Source organism: Pseudomonas sp. NFPP07, assembly GCF_900115645.1.
Taxonomy (GTDB): domain Bacteria; phylum Pseudomonadota; class Gammaproteobacteria; order Pseudomonadales; family Pseudomonadaceae; genus Aquipseudomonas; species Aquipseudomonas chlororaphis.
Genome location: NZ_FOXG01000007.1, coordinates 57,547 through 76,850, shown reverse-complemented (window position 1 = coordinate 76,850; position 19,304 = coordinate 57,547). Strand labels below are relative to the sequence as shown.

Here is a 19,304-nt window from a genome sequence, read left to right as displayed (position 1 = left end):
TCAGCAGGTCCCTTCAGAGGTGAAAGTCGCCAGCCGCTTCGGGTTGGTATTCCACTTCCAGCAGGGTCAGCTTCAGGGTCTTGCCGCCGGGCGCCGGCCAGTCGATGTACTGCCCGACCTGCAAACCGAGCAAGGCGCTGCCCACCGGCGCCAGGATAGAAATCCGGCCCTCGTCGGCGTTGGCGTCCTGCGGATACACCAGGGTCAGGTGATAGTCCTTGCCGCTGCCCTCTTCGCGGCAATGCACACGCGAATTCATGGTCACGACACCAGGCGGGACTTCATCGTGGCCCACCAGGGTTTCGGCGCGATCCAGCTCGGTCTGCAACGCAATGACGCCAGGCAGCGTGTCGTCCAGGCTGTCGATCAGGCGCTCCAGACGCTGCACGTCGAGGCGGGTGAGAATGATGGAAGGTGCGGTGCTCATGATCCAGGCAGACTCCTTTTTTCGGCACAAAAAAGCAAAACCCCGTCCAGATAAGACGGGGTTTTCACTGGCCTCGATGTGGCGAGGCGTAACCGGACACTACCACAGCAGCACAAATAAACAAGCCGCCGGGCTTTTGTGCTCGGGCTAGCCCATACCGGGCGCCGCCGCCCGCTTGCGCTCCAGCGCCTGGCAACAGATGACACGCCGTCGCTCATCGTCCGCCGAGCGCCATTCGCGAATGTCTTCGACATGCCGGAAACAGCCCTTGCAGACTTTTTCCTCATCCAGCCGGCACAGGCTGATGCAGGGCGAGGCCACGGCCGGGCTGACATTGCTGTACAGCGGCTTGGGCGGGCGCACCGGGGCGGTTGGCGTCACGGTCTCAGAGCCCTTCGAACTCGAGCTTGATATCGGCCTGCTCGAGGACGATGCGCTCGAGCATTTCGCCCAGCTGCTCTTCGCTCTTGTCGCACATCCAGCGCTCGCTTTCTTCGTCGTAGTCGAAGTGGAAACCGCCGGAGCGCGCGGCCAGCCACAGCTGGCGCAGCGGCTCCTGGCGGCTGAAGATCACCTGGCTGCCGTTTTCGAACTTGACGGTGAGCACACCGGCGGAGCTCTCCAGATCGATATCCAGGTCACTCTCCTCGAAAATGTCCTCCAGCGTCTGCTGGGTGGCATCGACCAGATCGTGGAAACGGGCTTCAGTCAAACTCATTGCGGGAACCTCGAAAAGTGTCTACTCACGCTCAAGCGCCGCAAGATACGGGCGCATCCGGGCGAATGCAAAGGATACCGTCCAAGGGCGCGGGCGGCAGAGAAAATATCCCCGCGGGCGCCGCGCCCAGCCCCTGTGCCCGGGGCAAAGGCCCGCCAGACGGGTGTTCCAGCGCATAGGCAAGCCGTCGGGTGGCCGGTATACTCGGGCGCAATTAACGCATTCTCAAGGATTTCGCCATGAAGCGCCTGATCTCTTCCCTTGCTGCGCTCGTCGCGGTTGCCTGCCTTGTCACTGCCTGCGGTCAAAAAGGCCCGCTGTATCTTCCCGATGACAGCAAATCCCCTGAAGACCAAGGTCACTCGCAGTCGCACAAGCACGACACCAACTAAGGGAACCCCATGGACGCTTTTAACTACCGCGGCGGGCAGCTGTTCGCGGAAGGTGTAGCGTTGTCCGCCATTGCCGAACGTTTTGGCACGCCGACCTACGTCTATTCCCGAGCGCATATCGAAGCTCAGTACCGCGCGTACGCCGATGCCCTCGCCGGCATGCCGCACCTGGTCTGCTTCGCGGTAAAGGCCAACTCCAACCTGGGTGTACTGAATGTCCTGGCGCGTCTGGGCGCCGGTTTCGACATCGTCTCCCGGGGCGAGCTGGAACGCGTCCTGGCCGCTGGCGGCGCGGCCGACAAGATTGTCTTCTCCGGTGTCGGCAAGACCCGTGACGACATGCGTCGCGCCCTGGAAGTCGGCGTGCACTGCTTCAACGTCGAGTCCAGCGACGAGCTGGAACGCCTGCAACAGGTCGCCGCCGAACTGAACGTTCGCGCGCCGGTTTCGCTGCGGGTCAACCCGGATGTCGATGCTGGCACCCACCCGTACATTTCCACCGGCCTGAAGGAAAACAAGTTCGGTATCGCCATCGCCGATGCCGAAGACGTGTACATCCGCGCGGCACAGCTGCCGAACCTGGAAGTGGTCGGCGTCGATTGCCATATCGGCTCGCAACTGACCACCCTGGCGCCCTTCATCGATGCCCTCGACCGTCTGCTGGACCTGGTCGACCGCCTGGGCGAGTGCGGCATCTACCTGCGCCACATCGACCTCGGTGGCGGCCTGGGCGTGCGTTATCGCGATGAAGAGCCACCGCTGGCCGCCGACTACGTCAAGGCCGTGCGCGAACGCCTCGATGGCCGCGACCTGGAACTGGTCTTCGAACCCGGCCGTTTCATCGTCGCCAACGCCGGGGTACTGCTGACCCGGGTCGAGTACCTCAAGCACACCGAACACAAGGACTTCGCCATCGTCGACGCGGCCATGAACGACCTGATCCGCCCGGCCCTGTACCAGGCCTGGATGGACGTCAGCGCCGTACGCCCGCGCGATGGCCAGGCACGTACCTACGACATCGTCGGCCCGATCTGCGAAACCGGCGACTTCCTGGCCAAGGAACGTCAGCTGGCCCTGGAAGAAGGCGACCTGCTGGCCGTGCATTCGGCCGGTGCCTACGGTTTCGTCATGAGCTCCAACTACAACACCCGCGGTCGCGCTGCTGAAGTGCTGGTCGATGGTGAACAGGCTGTTGAAGTGCGTCGCCGCGAGACGGTAGCCGAGTTGTTTGCTGGCGAAAGCCTGCTGCCGGAGTAAAACCATGCTGCTGCGTTTTACCAAGATGCACGGCCTGGGCAATGATTTCATGGTCCTCGACCTGGTCAGCCAGCACGCGCACATCCTGCCCAAACATGCCAAGCAATGGGGCGATCGCAATACCGGAGTCGGTTTCGACCAGTTGCTGATCGTCGAGGCGCCGAGCAACCCGGACGTGGATTTCCGCTACCGGATCTTCAATTCCGACGGTTCCGAAGTGGAGCAATGCGGCAACGGTGCGCGCTGTTTCGCCCGTTTCGTGCTGGACAAGCGCCTGACCACCAAGCGCCAGATCCGCGTCGAGACCAAAAGCGGCATCATCGAACTGGATGTGCGCAACGACGGTCAGATCAGCGTCGACATGGGCGCGCCGCGCCTGGTGCCCGAGCAGATTCCGTTCGTGGCACCGGCCCAGGCCCTGAGTTACCAGGTCGAAGTCGATGGCCAGACCGTCGAATTGGCCGCGGTGTCCATGGGCAACCCCCATGCGGTGCTGCGGGTCAACGACATCAACAGCGCGCCGGTGCATGAGCTGGGGCCGAAGATCGAACATCACCCGCGCTTCCCGGCCCGGGTCAATGTCGGCTTCATCCAGGTCATCGACCGTCAGCGCGCGCAACTGCGGGTCTGGGAACGTGGCGCCGGGGAAACCCAGGCCTGCGGTACCGGCGCCTGCGCTGCCGCAGTGGCCGCGATCAGCCAGGGGTGGATGGATTCGCCGCTATTGATCGACCTGCCGGGCGGGCGCCTGTCCATCGAATGGGCAGGCCCTGGCCAACCGGTGAAGATGACCGGCCCGGCAGTGCGCGTATACGAAGGACAGGTGCGTCTTTGAATGAGCGAAAACCATGACTGATCAGCCTCAGGTTCCAGCCGAAAAGCCCGACGAATCTCCTGCCGAAAACCTCGAGGCGGCGGCGATTGCCGCGTATCTGGAGGCTCATCCGGACTTCTTCGTCGAGCATGAAGAACTGCTCCCGGCGTTGCGCATTCCCCATCAGCGCGGTGACACCATCTCGCTGGTGGAGCGGCAGATGAAGATCCTGCGCGAGCGCAACATCGAGATGCGCCACCGGCTTTCGCAGTTGATGGACGTGGCCCGGGACAACGACCGGCTCTTCGAGAAGACCCGCCGCCTGATTCTCGCGCTGATGGATGCCAACAGCCTGGAAGACGTGGTGATGAGCGTCGAAGACAGCCTGCGCCAGGACTTCCAGGTGCCTTTCGTGAGCCTGATCCTGTTCAGTGACAGTGCCATGCCGGTGGGCCGCTGGGTCACCGCGGCCGATGCCCAGACCGCTATCGGCGGCTTGCTGACCGAAGGCAAAAGCGTCAGCGGCAGCCTGCGCGAGCATGAGCTGGACTTCCTGTTCGGCGAAGAGCAGCGCCTGCAGATCGGCTCGAGCGCCGTGGTCGCCATCGCCCATCAGGGCATTCACGGCGTGCTGGCCATCGCCAGTCGCGACCCGCAGCACTACAAAAGCTCGGTGGGGACGCTGTTCCTCAGCTATATCGCCGAAGTCATGGGCCGCGTACTGCCGCGCTTCACTCACTCGCTACGCTCGGTTCGCTGACCATGGAACGACAACTGGACGCCTACTGCGAGCACCTGCGCAGTGAGCGCCAAGTGTCGCCCCATACGCTGCAAGCCTACCGCCGCGACCTGGAAAAAGTGCTGGCCTTCTGTACCAAGCAGCAGGTTTGCAGCTGGTCCGACCTGGACATCCAGGGCCTGCGCAGCATGATTGCGCGCCTGCACCAACAGGGCCAATCCTCTCGCAGCCTGGCGCGCCTGCTCTCCGCCGTACGCGGCCTGTATCACTATCTGAACCGCGAAGGCCTGTGCAATCACGACCCGGCCAACGGCCTGGCGCCGCCCAAGGGCGAGCGCCGCCTGCCCAAGACCCTGGACACCGATCGCGCCCTGCAATTGCTCGATGGCGCGGTGGAGGATGATTTCCTCGCGCACCGCGACCAGGCGATTCTCGAGCTGTTCTACTCCTCTGGGCTGCGCTTGTCGGAGCTGACCAGCCTCGACCTCGAACAATTGGACCTGGCCGATGGCCTGGTGCAGGTCCACGGCAAAGGCAGCAAGACCCGGGTCTTGCCGATTGGCAAGAAGGCCCGCGAGGCGCTGCAGCTGTGGCTGCCGCTGCGGGCGCTGAGCAATCCGCCGGACGATGCGGTGTTCGTCAGTCAGCAGGGCCGGCGCCTGGGCCCCCGGGCGATCCAGCTGCGGGTCAAGGCCGCCGGCGAGCGCGAGCTGGGACAGAACCTGCATCCGCATATGCTGCGACACTCCTTCGCCAGCCACATGCTGGAATCCTCCCAGGACCTGCGCGCCGTACAGGAACTGCTGGGGCACTCGGATATCAAGACCACCCAGATCTATACCCACCTGGACTTCCAGCACCTGGCAGCGGTCTACGACAGCGCCCACCCACGGGCCAAACGCAACAAAGGCGGTGAGTAATGACGATCAAGCTGATCACCTTCGACCTCGACGACACGCTGTGGGATACCGCGCCCGTGATCGTCAGTGCCGAAGCCGTGCTGCGCCAGTGGCTGACCGACCATGCCCCGCAGCTGGGCGGCGTACCGGTGGAGCATCTCTGGGCCATCCGTGAGCGGGTGCTGAACAACGAGCCGGGGCTCAAGTACCGCATCAGCGCGCTGCGCCGGCGGGTGCTGTTTCATGCGCTGGAGGAAGCCGGCTACGACCAGGGCCAGGCCAATGCCCTGGCCGACCAGAGTTTTGAAGTGTTCCTGCATGCGCGGCATCAGCTGGATATCTTTCCCGAGGTGCTGCCGACCCTGGAGGCGCTGGCCAACCACTTCGCGCTGGGCGTGGTCACCAATGGCAACGCCGACGTGCGCCGCCTGGGGCTGGCGGATTATTTCAAGTTCGCCCTGTGCGCCGAAGACATCGGCATCGCCAAGCCCGATGCACGGCTGTTTCACGAGGCCCTGCAACGGGGCGAAGCCACGCCGGACACCGCCGTGCACATCGGCGATCACCCGGGCGACGACATCGCCGGGGCGCAGCAGGCCGGCCTGCGGGCCATCTGGTTCAACCCGGCCGGCAAAGCCTGGGAGGCGGACCGGCTGCCGGATGCAGAAATCCGCAGCCTGACCGAGCTGCCGAAACTGCTGGCGCGCTGGCACAGCGGCGCCTGATCGGACGCTGTCGCAATCACTGCAACACCGCACTCTCGCCAACAAACGCCCATGAAAAAGCCCGCAGCGACGGCGGGCTTTTTCAGCAAGCAAGTGGCAGGCGCTCAGATAGGCCGGCTACCGTACTTGTTATCAGGCTTCTTGGGCGGATCGGCAACCACATTGGCCTCGACTTCCTGCACTTTACCGCCACGGGCCAGGAACTCCTCCATGGCGCGCGCCAGTGCATCACGCTCTTTGTTCTTGGCTTCGACACTCGGCAGCTCGTCTACCGAGACGGCAGCCTTGGCCTTGCCTTTGGCGGTCGGGGCAGGAACATCACTGCCGTCGTCTTCCGCCACATCGTCGGCGGCCGCTTCAAGACCTTCTTCGGTTTCGTCTTCGTCGCCTACTTCGAGGTCGTCGTTTTCCAGATCATCGTCGCTCATGTTCTACCTCATGACTTGCGAAAAGCAGATTAGTTATAGCCCAGCTGAGCCGACTGTCGAAGGCCGCTGGAAAAAAATCAACATCCACTGATAACCAGCGGCTTATGCCTTATCACCGTGCAAGGTGGCAAGGACTTTGCGGGCACCGCCATGATCGCGATGCTCGCCCAGATAAACGCCTTGCCAGCTGCCTAACGCCAAGCGACCCGCCGAGACCGGCAAGCTCAATTGACAGCCTAGCAAACTGGCCTTGAAGTGCGCCGGCAGATCATCGGGCCCTTCGTCGTCATGTTCATACCCGGCCATGCCTTGAGGCACCAGGGAGTTGAAGAAACGCTCGAAGTCACGACGAACCGCAGGGTCGGCATTCTCGTTGATGGTCAACGAGGCCGAGGTATGCTGCAGCCACAAATGCAACAGACCGACCCGACATGCCTTCAGTTCAGGCAGGCCGGCGAGCAACTCGTCCGTTACCAGATGAAAGCCCCGGGGCCTTGCCCGCAGGGTAATCAGAGTCTGTTGCCACATACAGTTCTCCGCACATTCGGCGCGCATTCTAGCGCGCTCTGGAAAAAAACAAAGTGCCGAATATTCCTCCAATGCTGTAAGTCATTGACCCGAAAAAAAAGCAGTCATCAAACTGGCTGACACGCTCTGGAAAAAACCTTTCAGCTGTCTCTCAATGACAAAACGCAGACAAAAAAATGCCCGGCAAGCCGGGCATTTTTTCGGGCGAGATTACAGGTTGTAACCACGCTCGTTGTGTTGCGCCAGGTCGAGGCCGACCGACTCTTCTTCCTCGGTGACACGCAGCCCGATGACCACATCCAGCACCTTGAGGATGATGAAGGTCACGATCGCGGTGTAGATCACCGTGAAGCCCACGCCTTTGCACTGGATCCACACTTGCGCGGCGATGTCGGTCACGGTGCCGAAGCCGCCCAGCGATGGCGCGGCGAACACGCCGGTCAGGATCGCGCCGAGGATACCGCCGATGCCGTGCACGCCGAAGGCATCCAGGGAGTCGTCGTAGCCCAGCTTGCGTTTCAGGGTGGTGGCGCAGAAGAAGCACACCACGCCCGCTGCCAGGCCGATCACCAGGGCGCCCATCGGACCTACGGTGCCAGCGGCAGGCGTGATCGCCACCAGGCCGGCAACCACACCCGAGGCGATGCCCAGGGCGCTTGGCTTACCGTGGGTCAGCCATTCGGCGAACATCCAGCCCAACGCCGCGGCGGCGGTGGCGATCTGGGTTACCAGCATCGCCATGCCGGCGGTGCCGTTGGCGGCGGCGGCGGAACCGGCGTTGAAGCCGAACCAGCCGATCCACAGCATGGCCGCGCCCATCAGGGTGTAACCCAGGTTGTGCGGCGCCATTGGGGTGGTCGGGAAGCCTTTACGCTTGCCCAGCACCAGGCAGGCCACCAGGCCGGCGATACCGGCGTTGATGTGCACCACGGTGCCGCCGGCGAAGTCCAGCACGCCCCAGTCCCACATCAGGCCGCCGTTGCCGGACCAGACCATGTGCGCGATCGGCGCGTAGACCAGGGTGAACCAGATGGCCATGAAGATCAGCATGGCGGAGAACTTCATCCGCTCGGCGAAGGCACCGACGATCAGCGCCGGGGTGATGATGGCGAAGGTCATCTGGAAGGTGATGAACACCGCCTCGGGGAACAGCGCCGCCGGGCCGGTCAGGCTCGCCGGGGTGACGCCGGCCAGGAAGGCCTTGCCCAGGCCGCCGACGAAGGAGTTGAAGTTGACGACGCCCTGCTCCATGCCGGTGGTGTCGAACGCAATGCTGTAGCCATAAATGACCCACAGGATGCTGATCAGACCGGTAATGGCGAAGCACTGCATCATCACGGAAAGAATGTTTTTCGAGCGCACCATGCCGCCGTAGAACAGCGCCAGGCCGGGAATGGTCATGAACAGCACCAGGGCCGTCGAGGTCAGCATCCAGGCGGTGTCGCCGGAGTTGAGGACTGGGGCTGCCACTTCGTCCGCCGCCATGGCCAGGCCAGGCATTACGAGGGACAACAGGGCTCCTAGCCCTGCGATTTTACGCAGAGTCATATTGTTTTCTCCTGGGGCGTTGGGTTTGGGGCGGCTTAGATGGCGTCGGTATCGGTTTCGCCGGTACGGATGCGAATAGCCTGTTCCAGATTGACCACGAAGATCTTGCCGTCACCGATCTTGCCGGTGTTGGCGGCCTTGGTTATCGCCTCGATGACCCGATCAAGATCCTTGTCGTCGATGGCGACGTCGATCTTCACCTTGGGCAGGAAGTCGACTACGTACTCCGCGCCGCGATACAGCTCGGTGTGCCCCTTCTGCCGGCCGAAGCCTTTGACCTCAGTAACGGTAATGCCCTGCACGCCGATCTCGGACAGCGACTCGCGCACGTCGTCCAACTTGAACGGCTTGATGATGGCAGTGACTAGCTTCATGAAACTTTCTCCCGAATTGGTGGACTTGCCCCAGGAAAACAAACCCGACTCAAGTCTAAGCGCAGTGCCTGGCTTTGTAACGCATCGTCGGCCTTCCTCGACCAGACCGACGCCAGCTAACCGCTGCTGACGAAACACTTCCCCGCTCCGCCTGCCGCACTGCATTCGTCACAGCGACTGCATCAGTGCATGGGTCATCGGGGACTAAGCAGAAACCTTGCCATCTCGCGAAAACCCACTGATTTCAGTCCCTTGGCCGCCACGACAGAAACCACTTCGCCATCATCGCCACGGATACGCACAACAACGGTGCGCCACTGCCCGGCGCGATGCGCGAAAAGCGTGCATCCCCGCCTGCCAATTGACTATAGACAGTGCGTGATACACTGCCCGCCATTGTTTTCAGGACACTTCCCATGCTCGCGCCCAAAGACCTCCTCGATGCCCTGAGCGGCCATGCCGCCCGCCTGTTCAGCGGCGATACCCCACTGCCCCGCGCCGAAATCGAAAGCCAGTTCAAGGCCCTGCTGCAAAGCGGCTTCAGCAAGCTGGACCTGGTCAGCCGGGAAGAATTCGACAGCCAGATGGTCGTCCTGGCCCGCACCCGGGCCCGCCTGGAAAGCCTGGAGGCGAAGGTCGCCGAGCTGGAAGCCAAGCTCAACCCGAGCGAGCAATAACCACCTCGACCGCGCCCTTGTGCATAGGCTCGACGGTGCAGTGCCTGCCGCCGGTCGAGCCGGCCCCGCCAGTAAAGATTTTCCGCCCTGCCCGTTCATTTCCCGCCTGCTCCGCCGATAACATGTCCAGCGTTTGCGATCCTGGCCACCCTCTGGGCGAGCCATGCCCTACGACACCGCCAAGCAACGCCAACGCTTGCCTCGACTTATTCTTTGTTGTGCACCAGGTAGCCCTATGACCGCGCCAAAACCCTTCAGCCGCTTGGCCTTCTTCGTTCATACCGCCGAGATGCTCAATCACTATCAGGCGGTCTGGAGCCTGCTCGGGGCCGACGCTTTCGATGTGGTCCTGCATGGCACCCATGAAGAGCGCGCGCAAAGCCGCGAACTCATCGGCGGCCTCGGTTACAGCTGTCACGGCAGCCTGGATGTGATCAAGTCCAATCACCGCTATGACGTGGTGGTCTCCAACCACAGCATGTACGACCACGGCTCGCAGCCGATGATCAAGGCGCTGGGCCATCGACAGGTGCGCTTCATGTACGCCCTGGGCAAGTACAAACACAACTTCTCCAGCTGGAACCGGCATTACGACCTGATCCTGTGCTTCGGCCCCTGGCAGGCCGAGCGCCTGCGCGAATGCTGCGACGCCGTGACCTTCCAGATGGGCTACCCGCGCTACGACGCCTACTTCCGCGAAACCTCGCTGCAAGGCCAGCACCCGGAGGACCTGGCCCTGGACCCGACGAAAAAGACCGTGCTGTGGCTGCCGACCTGGCTGGAGCTGTCGTCGATCAGCCGCTTCGCCGACGCCATGGCCGGGTTGTGCGATCGCTACAACGTCATCGTGAAGACCCATCCGCTGTCGGTTGAAACCGATCCCGAGGCGCTGAAACTGCTCGAGCAATACGCGTTCACTGCGGTGATTACCCGCGTCTACGACAACCTCAGCCTGTTCCGTTGCGCCGACTATGTGGTTTCGGACTACGGCGGAACCGCGTTCGGCGCCCTGTACCTGGACAAGAACCTGCTGCTGTTGAACGTACCGGACGCCGAGCAGGACGCGCTGACCGGCGAGGAATCGCCCGATGTGCTGCTGCGCAACGACATCGTCAACCTCGACCCCGAGGCGCGCTGGCAACTGGCCGACCTGCTGGGGGACGAGAGCCTCTGGCAACGGCAGGCCGCGGTCCGTCAGCGCCTGCGTCGCCATTACTTCGCCCCCAGCTATGGTTTCTCGGCGGAGCTGGCGGTACTGGCGCTGCGCAACATCGAAAACATACTCAAGCAGGGGTGAAAGCATGGTGATCTGGCTGGTCGGCATGTCGGGCGCGGGCAAAACCACGATTGGCCGGGCCCTGTATGCCAGCCTGAAAGCGCAACGGCCGCAGACCGTGTTCGTCGACGGCGACGAGATTCGCGCGCTGTTCCGCCATGACCAGCAAGCGGACGCCTACAGCGTCGCCGGACGCCGGGTCAACGCCGAGCGGATCCAGGCCCTGTGCGGCTGGCTCGATAGCCAGGGCATCGATGTGGTCTGCTGCATCCTGTCGATGTTCCAGGACATCAGCGACGACAACCGCCAGCGTTTCTCCAGCTACCGTGAAGTGTTCGTCGATGTGCCGCTGAGCACCCTGATCAGCCGTGACAACAAGGGGCTTTACCAGTCCGCCCTGAGGGGCGAACAGAGCAACGTGGTGGGCGTGGACATCGAGTACCCGCCGCCGCAACGCCCGGACCTGGTGCTGCATAACCGTCACGAGCCCGACGACATCCCGGGCTATGTGGAACGCATTCGCCAGCTCTGTGGGTATCCACCATCATGCTGAACTACGCCTACAGCGACGGGGACCTGCTGGAAACCCCGCAGACCTATCGCTACAGCAGTTTCCAGGGTAAAGCCTTCGTCGACGCCTGGCGCGCCTCGCGCCTGGCTGCATGCGCCCACCTGCCGGCGCCAGCCTTGCCTGCGCTGTATCCGCAAGGCCCGGCGCACGCCGGGGACAGCACGGCGCTGCTGGGCCACCTGTGCCTGGAAATGCGCGCGGGCGCTGGCGTCTCCGGCCCGCTGGCGACCTACTGGCTGCCGCGCCTGCTGAAGAAATTCGAAGTGAGCAAACGCCTGTATGCCGGCTACGAAGCCGCGGCTCCGCACCGTCCGCTGCCCCATGGCAGCTATGGGTCCGCACAGCCTTACCTGTTGCTGGCCGAGTGCATGCTGCACGGCTGGCAGGCAAGCGGCGCGGCCTACTACCTCAGCGGCCTGCTCAAGCTGACGGATACCCTGGTGTCGCAGCAGGGCCGCCTCGCCCCGGACCAGGGCGCCTACCTGGCCTGGCTGCTGACCCAGGAACAACAGCTGCTGGCCACAGTCGCCCGGGAGGCCGGCCTATGAGTCGCGCCCGCCTGCTGATCCTCTGCGCCCGCACCGCGCGCTCGGTCGCCTACCTGCAAGGCTTGGCGGCGGCCGGGATCGAACCTGAAGCGGTGATTGTCTACGGCCAGGGCGGCGGCTCGTTACAGACCACCCGCGAGTTGCAGGTGCAGCCACTGGCGGGGCTGTTCTGCCCGGACCTGAGCCAGGACCTCGACACCTGCCTGGCGGCCCTGGACTGGCCCCACGAGGTGTGCCCGGCCCAGGCTCTCGACGATCCACAACTGCTCGCGCTGATCGCCCGCCTGGCGCCGGACCTGGTCGTCTACTCCGGCTACGGCGGGCAACTGGTGCCGGCGGCCCTGCTGAGTCGCTACCCGGTGCTGCATATCCACTCCGGCTGGCTGCCGGACTATCGCGGCAGCACCACCCTGTACTACCAGATCATCGAGCAGCGTGAATGCGCCGCCAGCGCCCTGCTGCTCGACGAGCAGATCGACACCGGCCCGGTGCTGGCGCGCAAGACCTATCCCCTGCCCCCACCGGGCATGGATGTCGACTACCTGTATGACAATGCGATCCGCGCCGACCTGCTGGTGGAAGTCCTCGGCCACTGGCGACGCGAAGGCGCCCGAGCCCTGCGGCCCCTGCCGGCCGAAGCCGAAAAGCCGCCTTACTTCATCATTCACCCGTTGCTCAAACACCTGGCCCTGCTGGCGGTGGACAAACACAAGGACGCGCCATGAACCCGGTCGCCGAAAACATCATTCGTTTCGGGACCAAGTCCGAAACCCTGGAGCGCCTGCAGCCGCGGGTCACCCGTTCGCAGATCCTGCCGCTGTACTTTTTCACCGCCCGGCAGTGGCGGGACGATCCGGCTGAAGTGCTGCAGAACATTGCCCGACTGGAGCCTGACGGCTTTTTCGTGATCGTGCGCAGCAGCGCGCAGAACGAAGACAGCGTCAACAGTTCCATGGCCGGCCTGTTCACCAGTTGCCTGAATGTCAGTATCACCGACCCTCGGGCCTTGAGCGTCGCCATCGAACAGGTGATCGCGTCTTTTGCCGAGCACCGCTGCGAGGACAACCAGATCCTGATCCAGCCGATGCTGACCTCGATCCAGATGAGCGGCGTGGTGATGACCCACGACCTGGAGCATGGCGCCCCTTATTACGTGGTGAACTACGACGACGAGAGCGGCCTGACCGATACCATCACCGGCGGCCAGGGCATCCAGAAAACCGTGCTGGTGTACCGCGACACCGAGAGCGCCCAGCTGCGCTCCCCGCGCTTGCAGGCAGTGATCGATGCCTGCCGGGAGCTGGAAACGCTCTGCGGTAACGTGCCGCTGGACATCGAGTTCGCCGTCGACCACCACCAGCAGGTCTATGTCCTGCAGGTGCGGCGCATCACCCTGTGCAACACCTGGCACCCGGTCACCGAACGGCGGGTGGCGCGCCAGCTGGAGCATATCCAGCGCTTCCTGGCCAAACGCCTGGCGCCCCAGGCCGGCCTGTATGGCGATAGCACCCTGCTGGGGGTGATGCCTGACTGGAATCCGGCGGAAATCATCGGCACCACCCCGCGCCCGCTGGCGGCCTCGCTGTATCGGCGCCTGGTGACGGATTCGACCTGGCGCGAAGCCCGCGCCCTGATGGGTTACCACCACCCGCGACACCAGGCCCTGATGGTGATGCTCGGCCATCACCCGTATATCGACGTGCGCTGCAGCTTCAACTCATTCCTGCCGGCGGGCCTGGAACCGGGGTTGTGCACTCGCCTGGTCAACGCCTGGCTGCAGCGCCTGCAGGCCCATCCGCAATGGCACGACAAGGTCGAGTTCGAAGTCGTCCAGACCTGCCTGGACTTCACCTTCGACGCCGACTTCGCCGAGCGTTATGGCGACAGCCTCAGCGCCGTCGAACAACGGGCCTATCGCACGGCCCTCGACCAACTGACGCTGCGGGCGCTGAGCGGTGAGGGAACCGGCGCGCTGCCGCCCTTGCTCGATCGGGTGCGCACCCATGAGCGCCGGCAGCAAAGCCGGCGCCTCGACGCCCTGCCGGCCGACCTCGACAGCATCCACCGCCTGCTGCTGGACTGTCGCGAGCAAGGCACGCTGCCGTTCGCCATGCTCGCCCGGCATGCGTTCATCGCCGAGGCCCTGCTGCGTTCGGCCTGCCGCCGGGGCGCCCTGAGCAACGAGCGCCTGCTGGCCTGGAAGCAATCGATCCACACCGTCACCACCGAATTGACGCGCGAATACGCCCAGGTCTGCGCCGATGCCCGTACCCTGCCGGCGTTCGTCGCCAAGTTCGGCCACCTGCGCCCCGGCACCTACGACATCACCTCACTGCGCTACGACGAGCGCCACGACCTGTTCGCTGCCGCGACCGTCGAGCTGGGTCACGGCGAGAGCCCGCAGACGGCATTCCAGCTGCAACCCGAAGAACGCCAGGCCCTGCAACGGCTGATCGACGAGCAGGGCTGGCCGCTGTCGACCGAACACCTGCTGGACTACGCCAGCCAGGCCATCCAGGCCCGGGAATACGCCAAGCTGGTGTTCACCCGGGACCTGTCCGATGCCCTGCAATTGCTGGTGAGCTGGGGCGCCGACGTCGGCCTGGCCAGGGAAGACTTGTCCTTTCTCGATATCCACCCGCTGCTCGACAGCCTCACCACGCCGCTGATGGATGACACCGACCGGGTCCTGCTGGAGTCGGCCAGCCAGGCGCGGCGCAGTTATGAACAGGGCATCTCGCTGAAGCTCGGGCACCTGATCAGCGCGGTCGACGATGTGTTCGTCGCGCCGCTGCATCGCAGCCTGCCCAACTTCATCACCCGGCAGAACGTCGAAGCCATCGGCATGGAACTGCGCCAGGACACCCCGGCCTCGGCGCCGCTCAAGGGCAAAATCGTCTGCATCGAGAATGCCGACCCCGGCTACGATTGGGTCTTCACCCGCGGCATCGCCGGGCTGGTCACCCAATACGGCGGGGCCAACTCGCACATGGCCATCCGCTGCGCCGAGTTCGGTATTCCGGCGGCCATCGGCTGCGGCGAACAGCTGTTCAACCGGATCCTGCGCAGCCCGCGCATCGCCCTCAATTGTCGCGACAAGACCCTGAGCCCGGTGCAGCCATGAAACGTCTCGGCATCACCCTGAGAACCTGCAACCCGCAGGCCTACGACGAACCGCGCGATGGCCTGGCCAGGGACTGGTACCGCTTTTTCGCCGAGCTCGGCTGCGGCCACCAATGGCTGCTGCTGCCCAACCTGGGCGAAGACACCGTGGCCTATGCCCGGGCCCAGGGCGTGCAAGGCGTGATCTTCAGCGGCGGCGACGATCTCGGCAGCGACCCGTTGCGCGATCAGAGCGAGCAGGCGCTGCTGGCCCACTGCGTGGCCGAGCGGCTACCGGTGCTGGGGGTCTGCCGCGGGTTGCAATTGATCCACAGCTTTTTCGGCGGCCGGCTGACCGATGCCGATCGCGACGTGCACGTCGCGCAACGCCACCTCATCACCTTGCTGGCCGCCGACGAGCTGCCCTGGCTACAAGGCCAGGCGGCTTCGCGATCGGTCAATTCCTTCCACGGCAAACAGTTGCTCGACCCGTTGCCCGCCGCCCTGCGCCCCTGGGCCCTGGACGCTGCCGGGACCTGCGAGGCCCTGGTGCATACCCACCTCAAGGTGGCCGGCATCATGTGGCATCCCGAGCGCGAAGCAGCGCTGGACGAAGCCGATCGACAACTGTGCCAATGGCTCTTTGAGTGACCTGACATGAAAGCCGTAATTCTCGCCGCCGGCCGCGGCTCCCGCCTGAAACAGCTGACCGCCGCGCAACCCAAGCCCCTGGCCCGCCTGGCTGGCAAGCCGCTGCTCGAATGGCAGTTGCAGGCCCTGGAAAACGCCGGGGTCGACGAGGTGCATCTGGTCAGCGGTTATTGCAGCGAAGCCCTTGAAGGCTACGGCCACAGCCGGCTGTACAACCCGCATTGGGCCAGCAGCAACATGGTGCGCAGCCTGATACGCGCCGACGCCCTGCTGTCCAGCGAACCGACCCTGGTGTGCTACGGCGACATCGTCTATCGACCGGACATCGTCCGCGACCTGATGGCCTCCCAGGCGCCCCTGAGCATCACCTACGACCTCGACTGGTGGGACTTGTGGTCGACGCGCTTCGATGACCCCCTCAGCGATGCCGAAAGCTTCCGCCAACAGGCCGGTCAACTGCTGGGTATCGGTGAAAGGGTCGCCAGCCACGAGGAAATCGAAGGCCAGTACATGGGCCTGCTGAAATTCACCCCGGCGGGCTGGAGCCAGGTCCAGGCGCTGCTGGCCGGCATGAGCGAGCAGCAGATCGACAAACTGGACATGACCAGCCTGCTGCGCGCCCTGCTCCAGGCCGGCACCGCCATCGCCACCGTGGCCATTCGTGGCGGCTGGGTGGAAGTCGACAATCAGTCGGACATCGCCCTGTACGAACAGCGCATCGCCCAACCGGGCTGGTCCCACGACTGGCGCGGCTGAGCCACTCGCCGCAACATCCTGAGCCGATTTTCCGGCGCGGCGATGCTCCGGCCGGGGCTAGGCTTGCACAACCGCAGGACGCGGTTTCCCAGCCTCAAGGAACGAGTCATGTCTCTGGCCATTGTCCACAGCCGTGCCCAGACCGGCGTGCAAGCGCCGGCCGTGTCGGTCGAAGTCCATCTGGCCAACGGCCTGCCGGCCCTGACCCTGGTGGGCCTGCCCGAAGCGGCGGTCAAGGAAAGCAAGGACCGGGTGCGCAGCGCCATTCTCAATGCCGGCTTCGATTTTCCAGCCCGGCGCATCACCCTCAACCTCGCCCCGGCCGACCTGCCCAAGGACGGCGGGCGCTTCGATCTGGCCATTGCCCTGGGCATTCTCGCCGCCAGCGTGCAGGTGCCGACCCTGGCCCTGGAGGAAGTCGAATGCCTGGGCGAGCTGGCGCTTTCCGGAGCGGTTCGTCCGGTGCGCGGTGTGCTGCCGGCAGCCCTGGCCGCGCGCCAGGCCGGACGCACGCTGATGGTGCCGCGCGCGAATGCCGAGGAAGCCTGCCTGGCGTCGGGACTGAAGGTGATTGCCGTCGAGCACTTGCTGGAAGCCGTTGCGCATTTCAACGGCCATACACCGATCGAACCCTATGTTTCGGACGGTCTGCTCTACCAGAACCGGCCCTACCCCGACCTGAATGAAGTACAGGGCCAGCTGGCCGCCAAACGCGCGCTACTGGTGGCCGCGGCCGGTGCGCACAACCTGCTGTTCAGTGGTCCGCCGGGCACCGGCAAGACCTTGCTGGCCAGCCGCCTGCCCGGCCTGTTGCCGCCGCTGGAGGAGCAGGAAGCCCTGGAAGTGGCCGCCATCCAGTCGGTCACCAGCCATACTCCGCTGAGCCATTGGCCGCAGCGACCGTTTCGCCAGCCGCACCACTCTGCGTCAGGGCCAGCCCTGGTGGGTGGAGGCTCGAAACCACAACCCGGGGAAATCACCCTGGCCCACCACGGTGTGCTGTTTCTCGACGAGTTGCCGGAATTCGATCGCAAGGTATTGGAGGTGCTGCGCGAGCCGCTGGAGTCTGGGCAGATCGTCATCGCCCGGGCTCGCGACCGGGTGCATTTTCCGGCGCGTTTCCAGCTGGTGGCGGCGATGAACCCCTGTCCCTGTGGATATCTTGGCGAACCCAGTGGCCGCTGCCGCTGCACCCCGGAGCAGATCCAGCGTTATCGCAACAAACTCTCCGGGCCGCTGCTCGACCGCATTGACCTGCACCTGACCGTGGCCCGGGAAAGCACCGCCCTCAACCCCAAGCCCCAGGCTGGGGATAACACCGCGCAAGCCGCGGCCCTGGTGGCCCGCGCCAGGGAGCGGCAACAACGGCGCCAGGGTTGCGCCAATGCCTTTCTCGACCTGCCGGGCCTGCGCCGGCATTGCCAGTTATCCACAACCGACGAGCGCTGGCTGGAAACCGCCTGCGAACGCCTGACCCTGTCCCTGCGCGCCGCCCACCGCCTGCTCAAGGTCGCCCGTACCCTGGCGGACCTCGAGCAGGCCGAGCAGATCAGCCGCGAGCACCTGGCCGAAGCGCTGCAATACCGGCCGGCCGCGAGTTGAGGAGAATCACTCCTTGCTCAGGTCCACCAGCGGCGTCGGCCGTACTTCGGTCTGCCGACCGTTCTGGATCTGGCTGATCTCGGCCAGGGACTTATCCACAGCCGCCTTGTCGGCCAGCAGGCTGTAGTGGATCTGGAATTGCTTGCTCTGCCCGGCCTCGATGGTCGGCACCAGGCCCAGCGGACGCTGGTAGCGACGGTTGTAGGAGAAACTGGTGCCCGGTTCCAGGCCGGTCACGTAGCCCTGGCCCTGGGTATCGGTGTTTTTCCACAGGGAGAACACCGGCAACTGCCGGGTATTGAAGCCCACCGCCACACCGAGGCTGCCGGCCTTGTTGTGCAGCACCGTCAGGGTGTCGCCCTGGGCATCGGCGTACGGCACCACGTTGTAGACAGTCTCGTCGTAATCCCGGGTCGGGCCGCGGTAGGTCTGCCAATCGGCAAGGTCGCCCTTGGCCTTGTCATTGAACGGCGACACCTGCTTCACCGCAGCGGCGAACTTCGCCCCCTCTTCGAGGAACGGCGTGCTGAAGTTGCTGTGATACAGCGCCTGGTATTCCTTCGGATAGTCGCCGTTGTTGGTCAGGGTGTCGTTGAGGGCGAAACTGACGCTGCCCGGCTCGGTCACCAGCTCGGTGGCCACCGAGAAATCGACCTTCTTGAACGCCTGTTCCTTGAGCTCGCCGCGCAGGCTGATGGCGTACGGCGGCTTCTCGTCGATATGCAGGGTGACCTTGTTCGCCGGGATGTTCGCCGCACGACCGTGCAGGGTCAGCAGCTCACCGTTATCCATTCCCGGGTGCCCGACCCACTCGTAGCCGCAGCGGGTCACCAGTTCGTTGAAACCTTCCAGCCAGCCCAGGCCGCCGCGACCGTTAAGCTCGATGAACGCCGGGTTGACCACTTCCTTGACCGGCGAATCCCAGCCCATGCGCACCTTGCCGACGGAAGCCTGCAGCACGTTCATGCCACGGGTCGGCACCACCGAGAGCTTCATCGCACCGTTGTCGATGTCGACAATGCTCACCCCTTCCTGCCGCCCGCCATGCAGGGTGCGCAGGGTCACGGAAAAGGGTTGTTCGGCCTTTACTCCCAGCTGTTGGCTGGTGATATGGAAATCCTGGGCGGCCTTGTCGGTATCGAGCAGGACATAGTCCCAGGCCATGGCATGGGAAGCAGCGGTGAACGCGGAAAGAGCGACCAGCAGTCGGAGCGGAGTCATGGGCGTATGCCTTTATTGGAGTTGTGGGATTTTTATAGCGCTGAAGAATCG

23 protein-coding genes are annotated in these 19,304 nt (G+C 64.3%); 15 read left to right on the top strand and 8 right to left on the bottom strand.

From position 1 onward, the window contains the following. Window positions 1-13: 13 nt before the first annotated feature. From rnk to cyaY, 3 genes are all read right to left on the bottom strand, one after another. Entirely contained in the window at window positions 14-427 is a 414-nt protein-coding gene (gene rnk / locus BM019_RS18710; protein ID WP_007926672.1) for a nucleoside diphosphate kinase regulator, read from the bottom strand. A 147-nt stretch (window positions 428-574) separates the two neighbouring features. After that, window positions 575-808 carry a DUF1289 domain-containing protein gene (locus tag BM019_RS18705; protein WP_092419234.1) on the bottom strand — a complete coding sequence of 78 codons (234 nt, stop codon included), beginning with the start codon at window positions 806-808 and terminating at the stop codon, window positions 575-577. 4 nt (window positions 809-812) lie between these two features. Then, window positions 813-1,145 (bottom strand): iron donor protein CyaY, encoded by a 333-nt coding sequence (gene cyaY / locus BM019_RS18700; protein ID WP_007926670.1) that lies wholly within the window; start codon window positions 1,143-1,145, stop codon window positions 813-815. Between the two features lie 239 nt (window positions 1,146-1,384). Here cyaY and BM019_RS18695 point away from each other — a divergent pair, with 239 nt between their 5' ends. The 6 genes from BM019_RS18695 to BM019_RS18670 are packed head-to-tail and all read left to right on the top strand — an operon-like array spanning window position 1,385 to window position 5,971. Further along, window positions 1,385-1,537 carry an LPS translocon maturation chaperone LptM gene (locus BM019_RS18695; protein WP_007926668.1) on the top strand — a complete coding sequence of 51 codons (153 nt, stop codon included), beginning with the start codon at window positions 1,385-1,387 and terminating at the stop codon, window positions 1,535-1,537. Window positions 1,538-1,546: 9 nt separating this feature from the next. Beyond that, window positions 1,547-2,794: a diaminopimelate decarboxylase gene (gene lysA, locus BM019_RS18690; protein ID WP_062824263.1), complete on the top strand. Its 1,248-nt coding sequence runs from the start codon at window positions 1,547-1,549 to the stop codon at window positions 2,792-2,794. Window positions 2,795-2,798: 4 nt separating this feature from the next. Beyond that, window positions 2,799-3,629, top strand: coding sequence for a diaminopimelate epimerase (gene dapF, locus BM019_RS18685; RefSeq protein WP_007926659.1), 831 nt, complete (start codon window positions 2,799-2,801; stop codon window positions 3,627-3,629). A gap of 13 nt (window positions 3,630-3,642) precedes the next feature. Next, a complete protein-coding gene (locus BM019_RS18680) occupies window positions 3,643-4,368 on the top strand; it encodes a DUF484 family protein (RefSeq protein ID WP_085532872.1) in 726 nt (241 codons plus the stop codon). A gap of 2 nt (window positions 4,369-4,370) precedes the next feature. Further along, the gene (xerC, locus tag BM019_RS18675) at window positions 4,371-5,267 is read left to right on the top strand and encodes a tyrosine recombinase XerC (protein WP_009046155.1); all 897 of its coding nucleotides are present in this window, start codon (window positions 4,371-4,373) and stop codon (window positions 5,265-5,267) included. Beyond that, window positions 5,267-5,971: an HAD family hydrolase gene (locus BM019_RS18670; RefSeq protein ID WP_092419231.1), complete on the top strand. Its 705-nt coding sequence runs from the start codon at window positions 5,267-5,269 to the stop codon at window positions 5,969-5,971. The genes xerC and BM019_RS18670 overlap by 1 nt, the downstream gene beginning before the upstream one ends. Before the next feature lie 104 nt (window positions 5,972-6,075). Here the strand turns inward: BM019_RS18670 and sutA are convergent, their stop codons facing one another. From sutA to glnK, 4 genes are all read right to left on the bottom strand, one after another. After that, window positions 6,076-6,399 (bottom strand): transcriptional regulator SutA, encoded by a 324-nt coding sequence (sutA, locus tag BM019_RS18665; RefSeq protein ID WP_007926654.1) that lies wholly within the window; start codon window positions 6,397-6,399, stop codon window positions 6,076-6,078. Between the two features lie 102 nt (window positions 6,400-6,501). Next, complete coding sequence (locus BM019_RS18660) at window positions 6,502-6,927, bottom strand: secondary thiamine-phosphate synthase enzyme YjbQ (RefSeq protein WP_007926650.1); 426 nt, start codon at window positions 6,925-6,927, stop codon at window positions 6,502-6,504. A gap of 210 nt (window positions 6,928-7,137) precedes the next feature. Further along, a complete protein-coding gene (locus BM019_RS18655) occupies window positions 7,138-8,475 on the bottom strand; it encodes an ammonium transporter (protein WP_007926649.1) in 1,338 nt (445 codons plus the stop codon). Between the two features lie 35 nt (window positions 8,476-8,510). Then, window positions 8,511-8,849, bottom strand: a complete 339-nt coding sequence (glnK, locus tag BM019_RS18650; RefSeq protein WP_002555808.1) for a P-II family nitrogen regulator — start codon at window positions 8,847-8,849, stop codon at window positions 8,511-8,513. A 416-nt stretch (window positions 8,850-9,265) separates the two neighbouring features. Between glnK and BM019_RS18645 the strand changes: the two genes are divergently transcribed. The 9 genes from BM019_RS18645 (at window position 9,266) to BM019_RS18605 (ending at window position 18,032) form a co-directional block, all read left to right on the top strand. Further along, on the top strand, window positions 9,266-9,526 hold the full coding sequence (locus BM019_RS18645; protein WP_007926648.1) for an accessory factor UbiK family protein: 261 nt from the start codon (window positions 9,266-9,268) through the stop codon (window positions 9,524-9,526). A gap of 235 nt (window positions 9,527-9,761) precedes the next feature. Next, window positions 9,762-10,823, top strand: a complete 1,062-nt coding sequence (locus BM019_RS18640; RefSeq protein ID WP_092419228.1) for a CDP-glycerol glycerophosphotransferase family protein — start codon at window positions 9,762-9,764, stop codon at window positions 10,821-10,823. A gap of 4 nt (window positions 10,824-10,827) precedes the next feature. Then, window positions 10,828-11,355 carry an adenylyl-sulfate kinase gene (locus tag BM019_RS18635; RefSeq protein WP_009046159.1) on the top strand — a complete coding sequence of 176 codons (528 nt, stop codon included), beginning with the start codon at window positions 10,828-10,830 and terminating at the stop codon, window positions 11,353-11,355. Beyond that, on the top strand, window positions 11,349-11,921 hold the full coding sequence (locus BM019_RS18630; protein WP_092419225.1) for a hypothetical protein: 573 nt from the start codon (window positions 11,349-11,351) through the stop codon (window positions 11,919-11,921). The genes BM019_RS18635 and BM019_RS18630 overlap by 7 nt, the downstream gene beginning before the upstream one ends. Next, window positions 11,918-12,646, top strand: coding sequence for a formyltransferase family protein (locus BM019_RS18625; protein ID WP_092419222.1), 729 nt, complete (start codon window positions 11,918-11,920; stop codon window positions 12,644-12,646). The genes BM019_RS18630 and BM019_RS18625 overlap by 4 nt, the downstream gene beginning before the upstream one ends. Next, window positions 12,643-15,045 (top strand): PEP/pyruvate-binding domain-containing protein, encoded by a 2,403-nt coding sequence (locus BM019_RS18620; protein WP_092419219.1) that lies wholly within the window; start codon window positions 12,643-12,645, stop codon window positions 15,043-15,045. The genes BM019_RS18625 and BM019_RS18620 overlap by 4 nt, the downstream gene beginning before the upstream one ends. After that, window positions 15,042-15,674: a gamma-glutamyl-gamma-aminobutyrate hydrolase family protein gene (locus BM019_RS18615; protein ID WP_092419216.1), complete on the top strand. Its 633-nt coding sequence runs from the start codon at window positions 15,042-15,044 to the stop codon at window positions 15,672-15,674. The genes BM019_RS18620 and BM019_RS18615 overlap by 4 nt, the downstream gene beginning before the upstream one ends. 6 nt (window positions 15,675-15,680) lie before the next feature. Next, a complete protein-coding gene (locus tag BM019_RS18610; protein ID WP_092419213.1) occupies window positions 15,681-16,430 on the top strand; it encodes a phosphocholine cytidylyltransferase family protein in 750 nt (249 codons plus the stop codon). A 108-nt stretch (window positions 16,431-16,538) separates the two neighbouring features. Beyond that, window positions 16,539-18,032: a YifB family Mg chelatase-like AAA ATPase gene (locus BM019_RS18605; RefSeq protein ID WP_007926640.1), complete on the top strand. Its 1,494-nt coding sequence runs from the start codon at window positions 16,539-16,541 to the stop codon at window positions 18,030-18,032. Between the two features lie 6 nt (window positions 18,033-18,038). Here the strand turns inward: BM019_RS18605 and BM019_RS18600 are convergent, their stop codons facing one another. After that, on the bottom strand, window positions 18,039-19,253 hold the full coding sequence (locus tag BM019_RS18600; RefSeq protein WP_092419210.1) for an aldose 1-epimerase family protein: 1,215 nt from the start codon (window positions 19,251-19,253) through the stop codon (window positions 18,039-18,041). Window positions 19,254-19,304: the final 51 nt, after the last annotated feature.

Bases quoted from the DNA above. Each gene is read 5' to 3' on its own strand.
- BM019_RS18605 (WP_007926640.1), top strand. From the start codon at position 16,539: ATGTCTCTGGCCATTGTCCACAGCCGTGCCCAGACCGGCGTGCAAGCG.
- sutA (WP_007926654.1), bottom strand. From the start codon at position 6,399: ATGAGCGACGATGATCTGGAAAACGACGACCTCGAAGTAGGCGACGAA.
- BM019_RS18670 (WP_092419231.1), top strand. From the start codon at position 5,267: ATGACGATCAAGCTGATCACCTTCGACCTCGACGACACGCTGTGGGAT.
- dapF (WP_007926659.1), top strand. From the start codon at position 2,799: ATGCTGCTGCGTTTTACCAAGATGCACGGCCTGGGCAATGATTTCATG.
- rnk (WP_007926672.1), bottom strand. From the start codon at position 427: ATGAGCACCGCACCTTCCATCATTCTCACCCGCCTCGACGTGCAGCGT.
- BM019_RS18635 (WP_009046159.1), top strand. From the start codon at position 10,828: ATGGTGATCTGGCTGGTCGGCATGTCGGGCGCGGGCAAAACCACGATT.
- BM019_RS18615 (WP_092419216.1), top strand. From the start codon at position 15,042: ATGAAACGTCTCGGCATCACCCTGAGAACCTGCAACCCGCAGGCCTAC.
- lysA (WP_062824263.1), top strand. From the start codon at position 1,547: ATGGACGCTTTTAACTACCGCGGCGGGCAGCTGTTCGCGGAAGGTGTA.
- BM019_RS18600 (WP_092419210.1), bottom strand. From the start codon at position 19,253: ATGACTCCGCTCCGACTGCTGGTCGCTCTTTCCGCGTTCACCGCTGCT.
- xerC (WP_009046155.1), top strand. From the start codon at position 4,371: ATGGAACGACAACTGGACGCCTACTGCGAGCACCTGCGCAGTGAGCGC.
- BM019_RS18625 (WP_092419222.1), top strand. From the start codon at position 11,918: ATGAGTCGCGCCCGCCTGCTGATCCTCTGCGCCCGCACCGCGCGCTCG.
- BM019_RS18640 (WP_092419228.1), top strand. From the start codon at position 9,762: ATGACCGCGCCAAAACCCTTCAGCCGCTTGGCCTTCTTCGTTCATACC.
- BM019_RS18695 (WP_007926668.1), top strand. From the start codon at position 1,385: ATGAAGCGCCTGATCTCTTCCCTTGCTGCGCTCGTCGCGGTTGCCTGC.
- cyaY (WP_007926670.1), bottom strand. From the start codon at position 1,145: ATGAGTTTGACTGAAGCCCGTTTCCACGATCTGGTCGATGCCACCCAG.
- BM019_RS18645 (WP_007926648.1), top strand. From the start codon at position 9,266: ATGCTCGCGCCCAAAGACCTCCTCGATGCCCTGAGCGGCCATGCCGCC.
- BM019_RS18620 (WP_092419219.1), top strand. From the start codon at position 12,643: ATGAACCCGGTCGCCGAAAACATCATTCGTTTCGGGACCAAGTCCGAA.
- glnK (WP_002555808.1), bottom strand. From the start codon at position 8,849: ATGAAGCTAGTCACTGCCATCATCAAGCCGTTCAAGTTGGACGACGTG.
- BM019_RS18655 (WP_007926649.1), bottom strand. From the start codon at position 8,475: ATGACTCTGCGTAAAATCGCAGGGCTAGGAGCCCTGTTGTCCCTCGTA.
- BM019_RS18630 (WP_092419225.1), top strand. From the start codon at position 11,349: ATGCTGAACTACGCCTACAGCGACGGGGACCTGCTGGAAACCCCGCAG.
- BM019_RS18680 (WP_085532872.1), top strand. From the start codon at position 3,643: ATGACTGATCAGCCTCAGGTTCCAGCCGAAAAGCCCGACGAATCTCCT.
- BM019_RS18610 (WP_092419213.1), top strand. From the start codon at position 15,681: ATGAAAGCCGTAATTCTCGCCGCCGGCCGCGGCTCCCGCCTGAAACAG.
- BM019_RS18660 (WP_007926650.1), bottom strand. From the start codon at position 6,927: ATGTGGCAACAGACTCTGATTACCCTGCGGGCAAGGCCCCGGGGCTTT.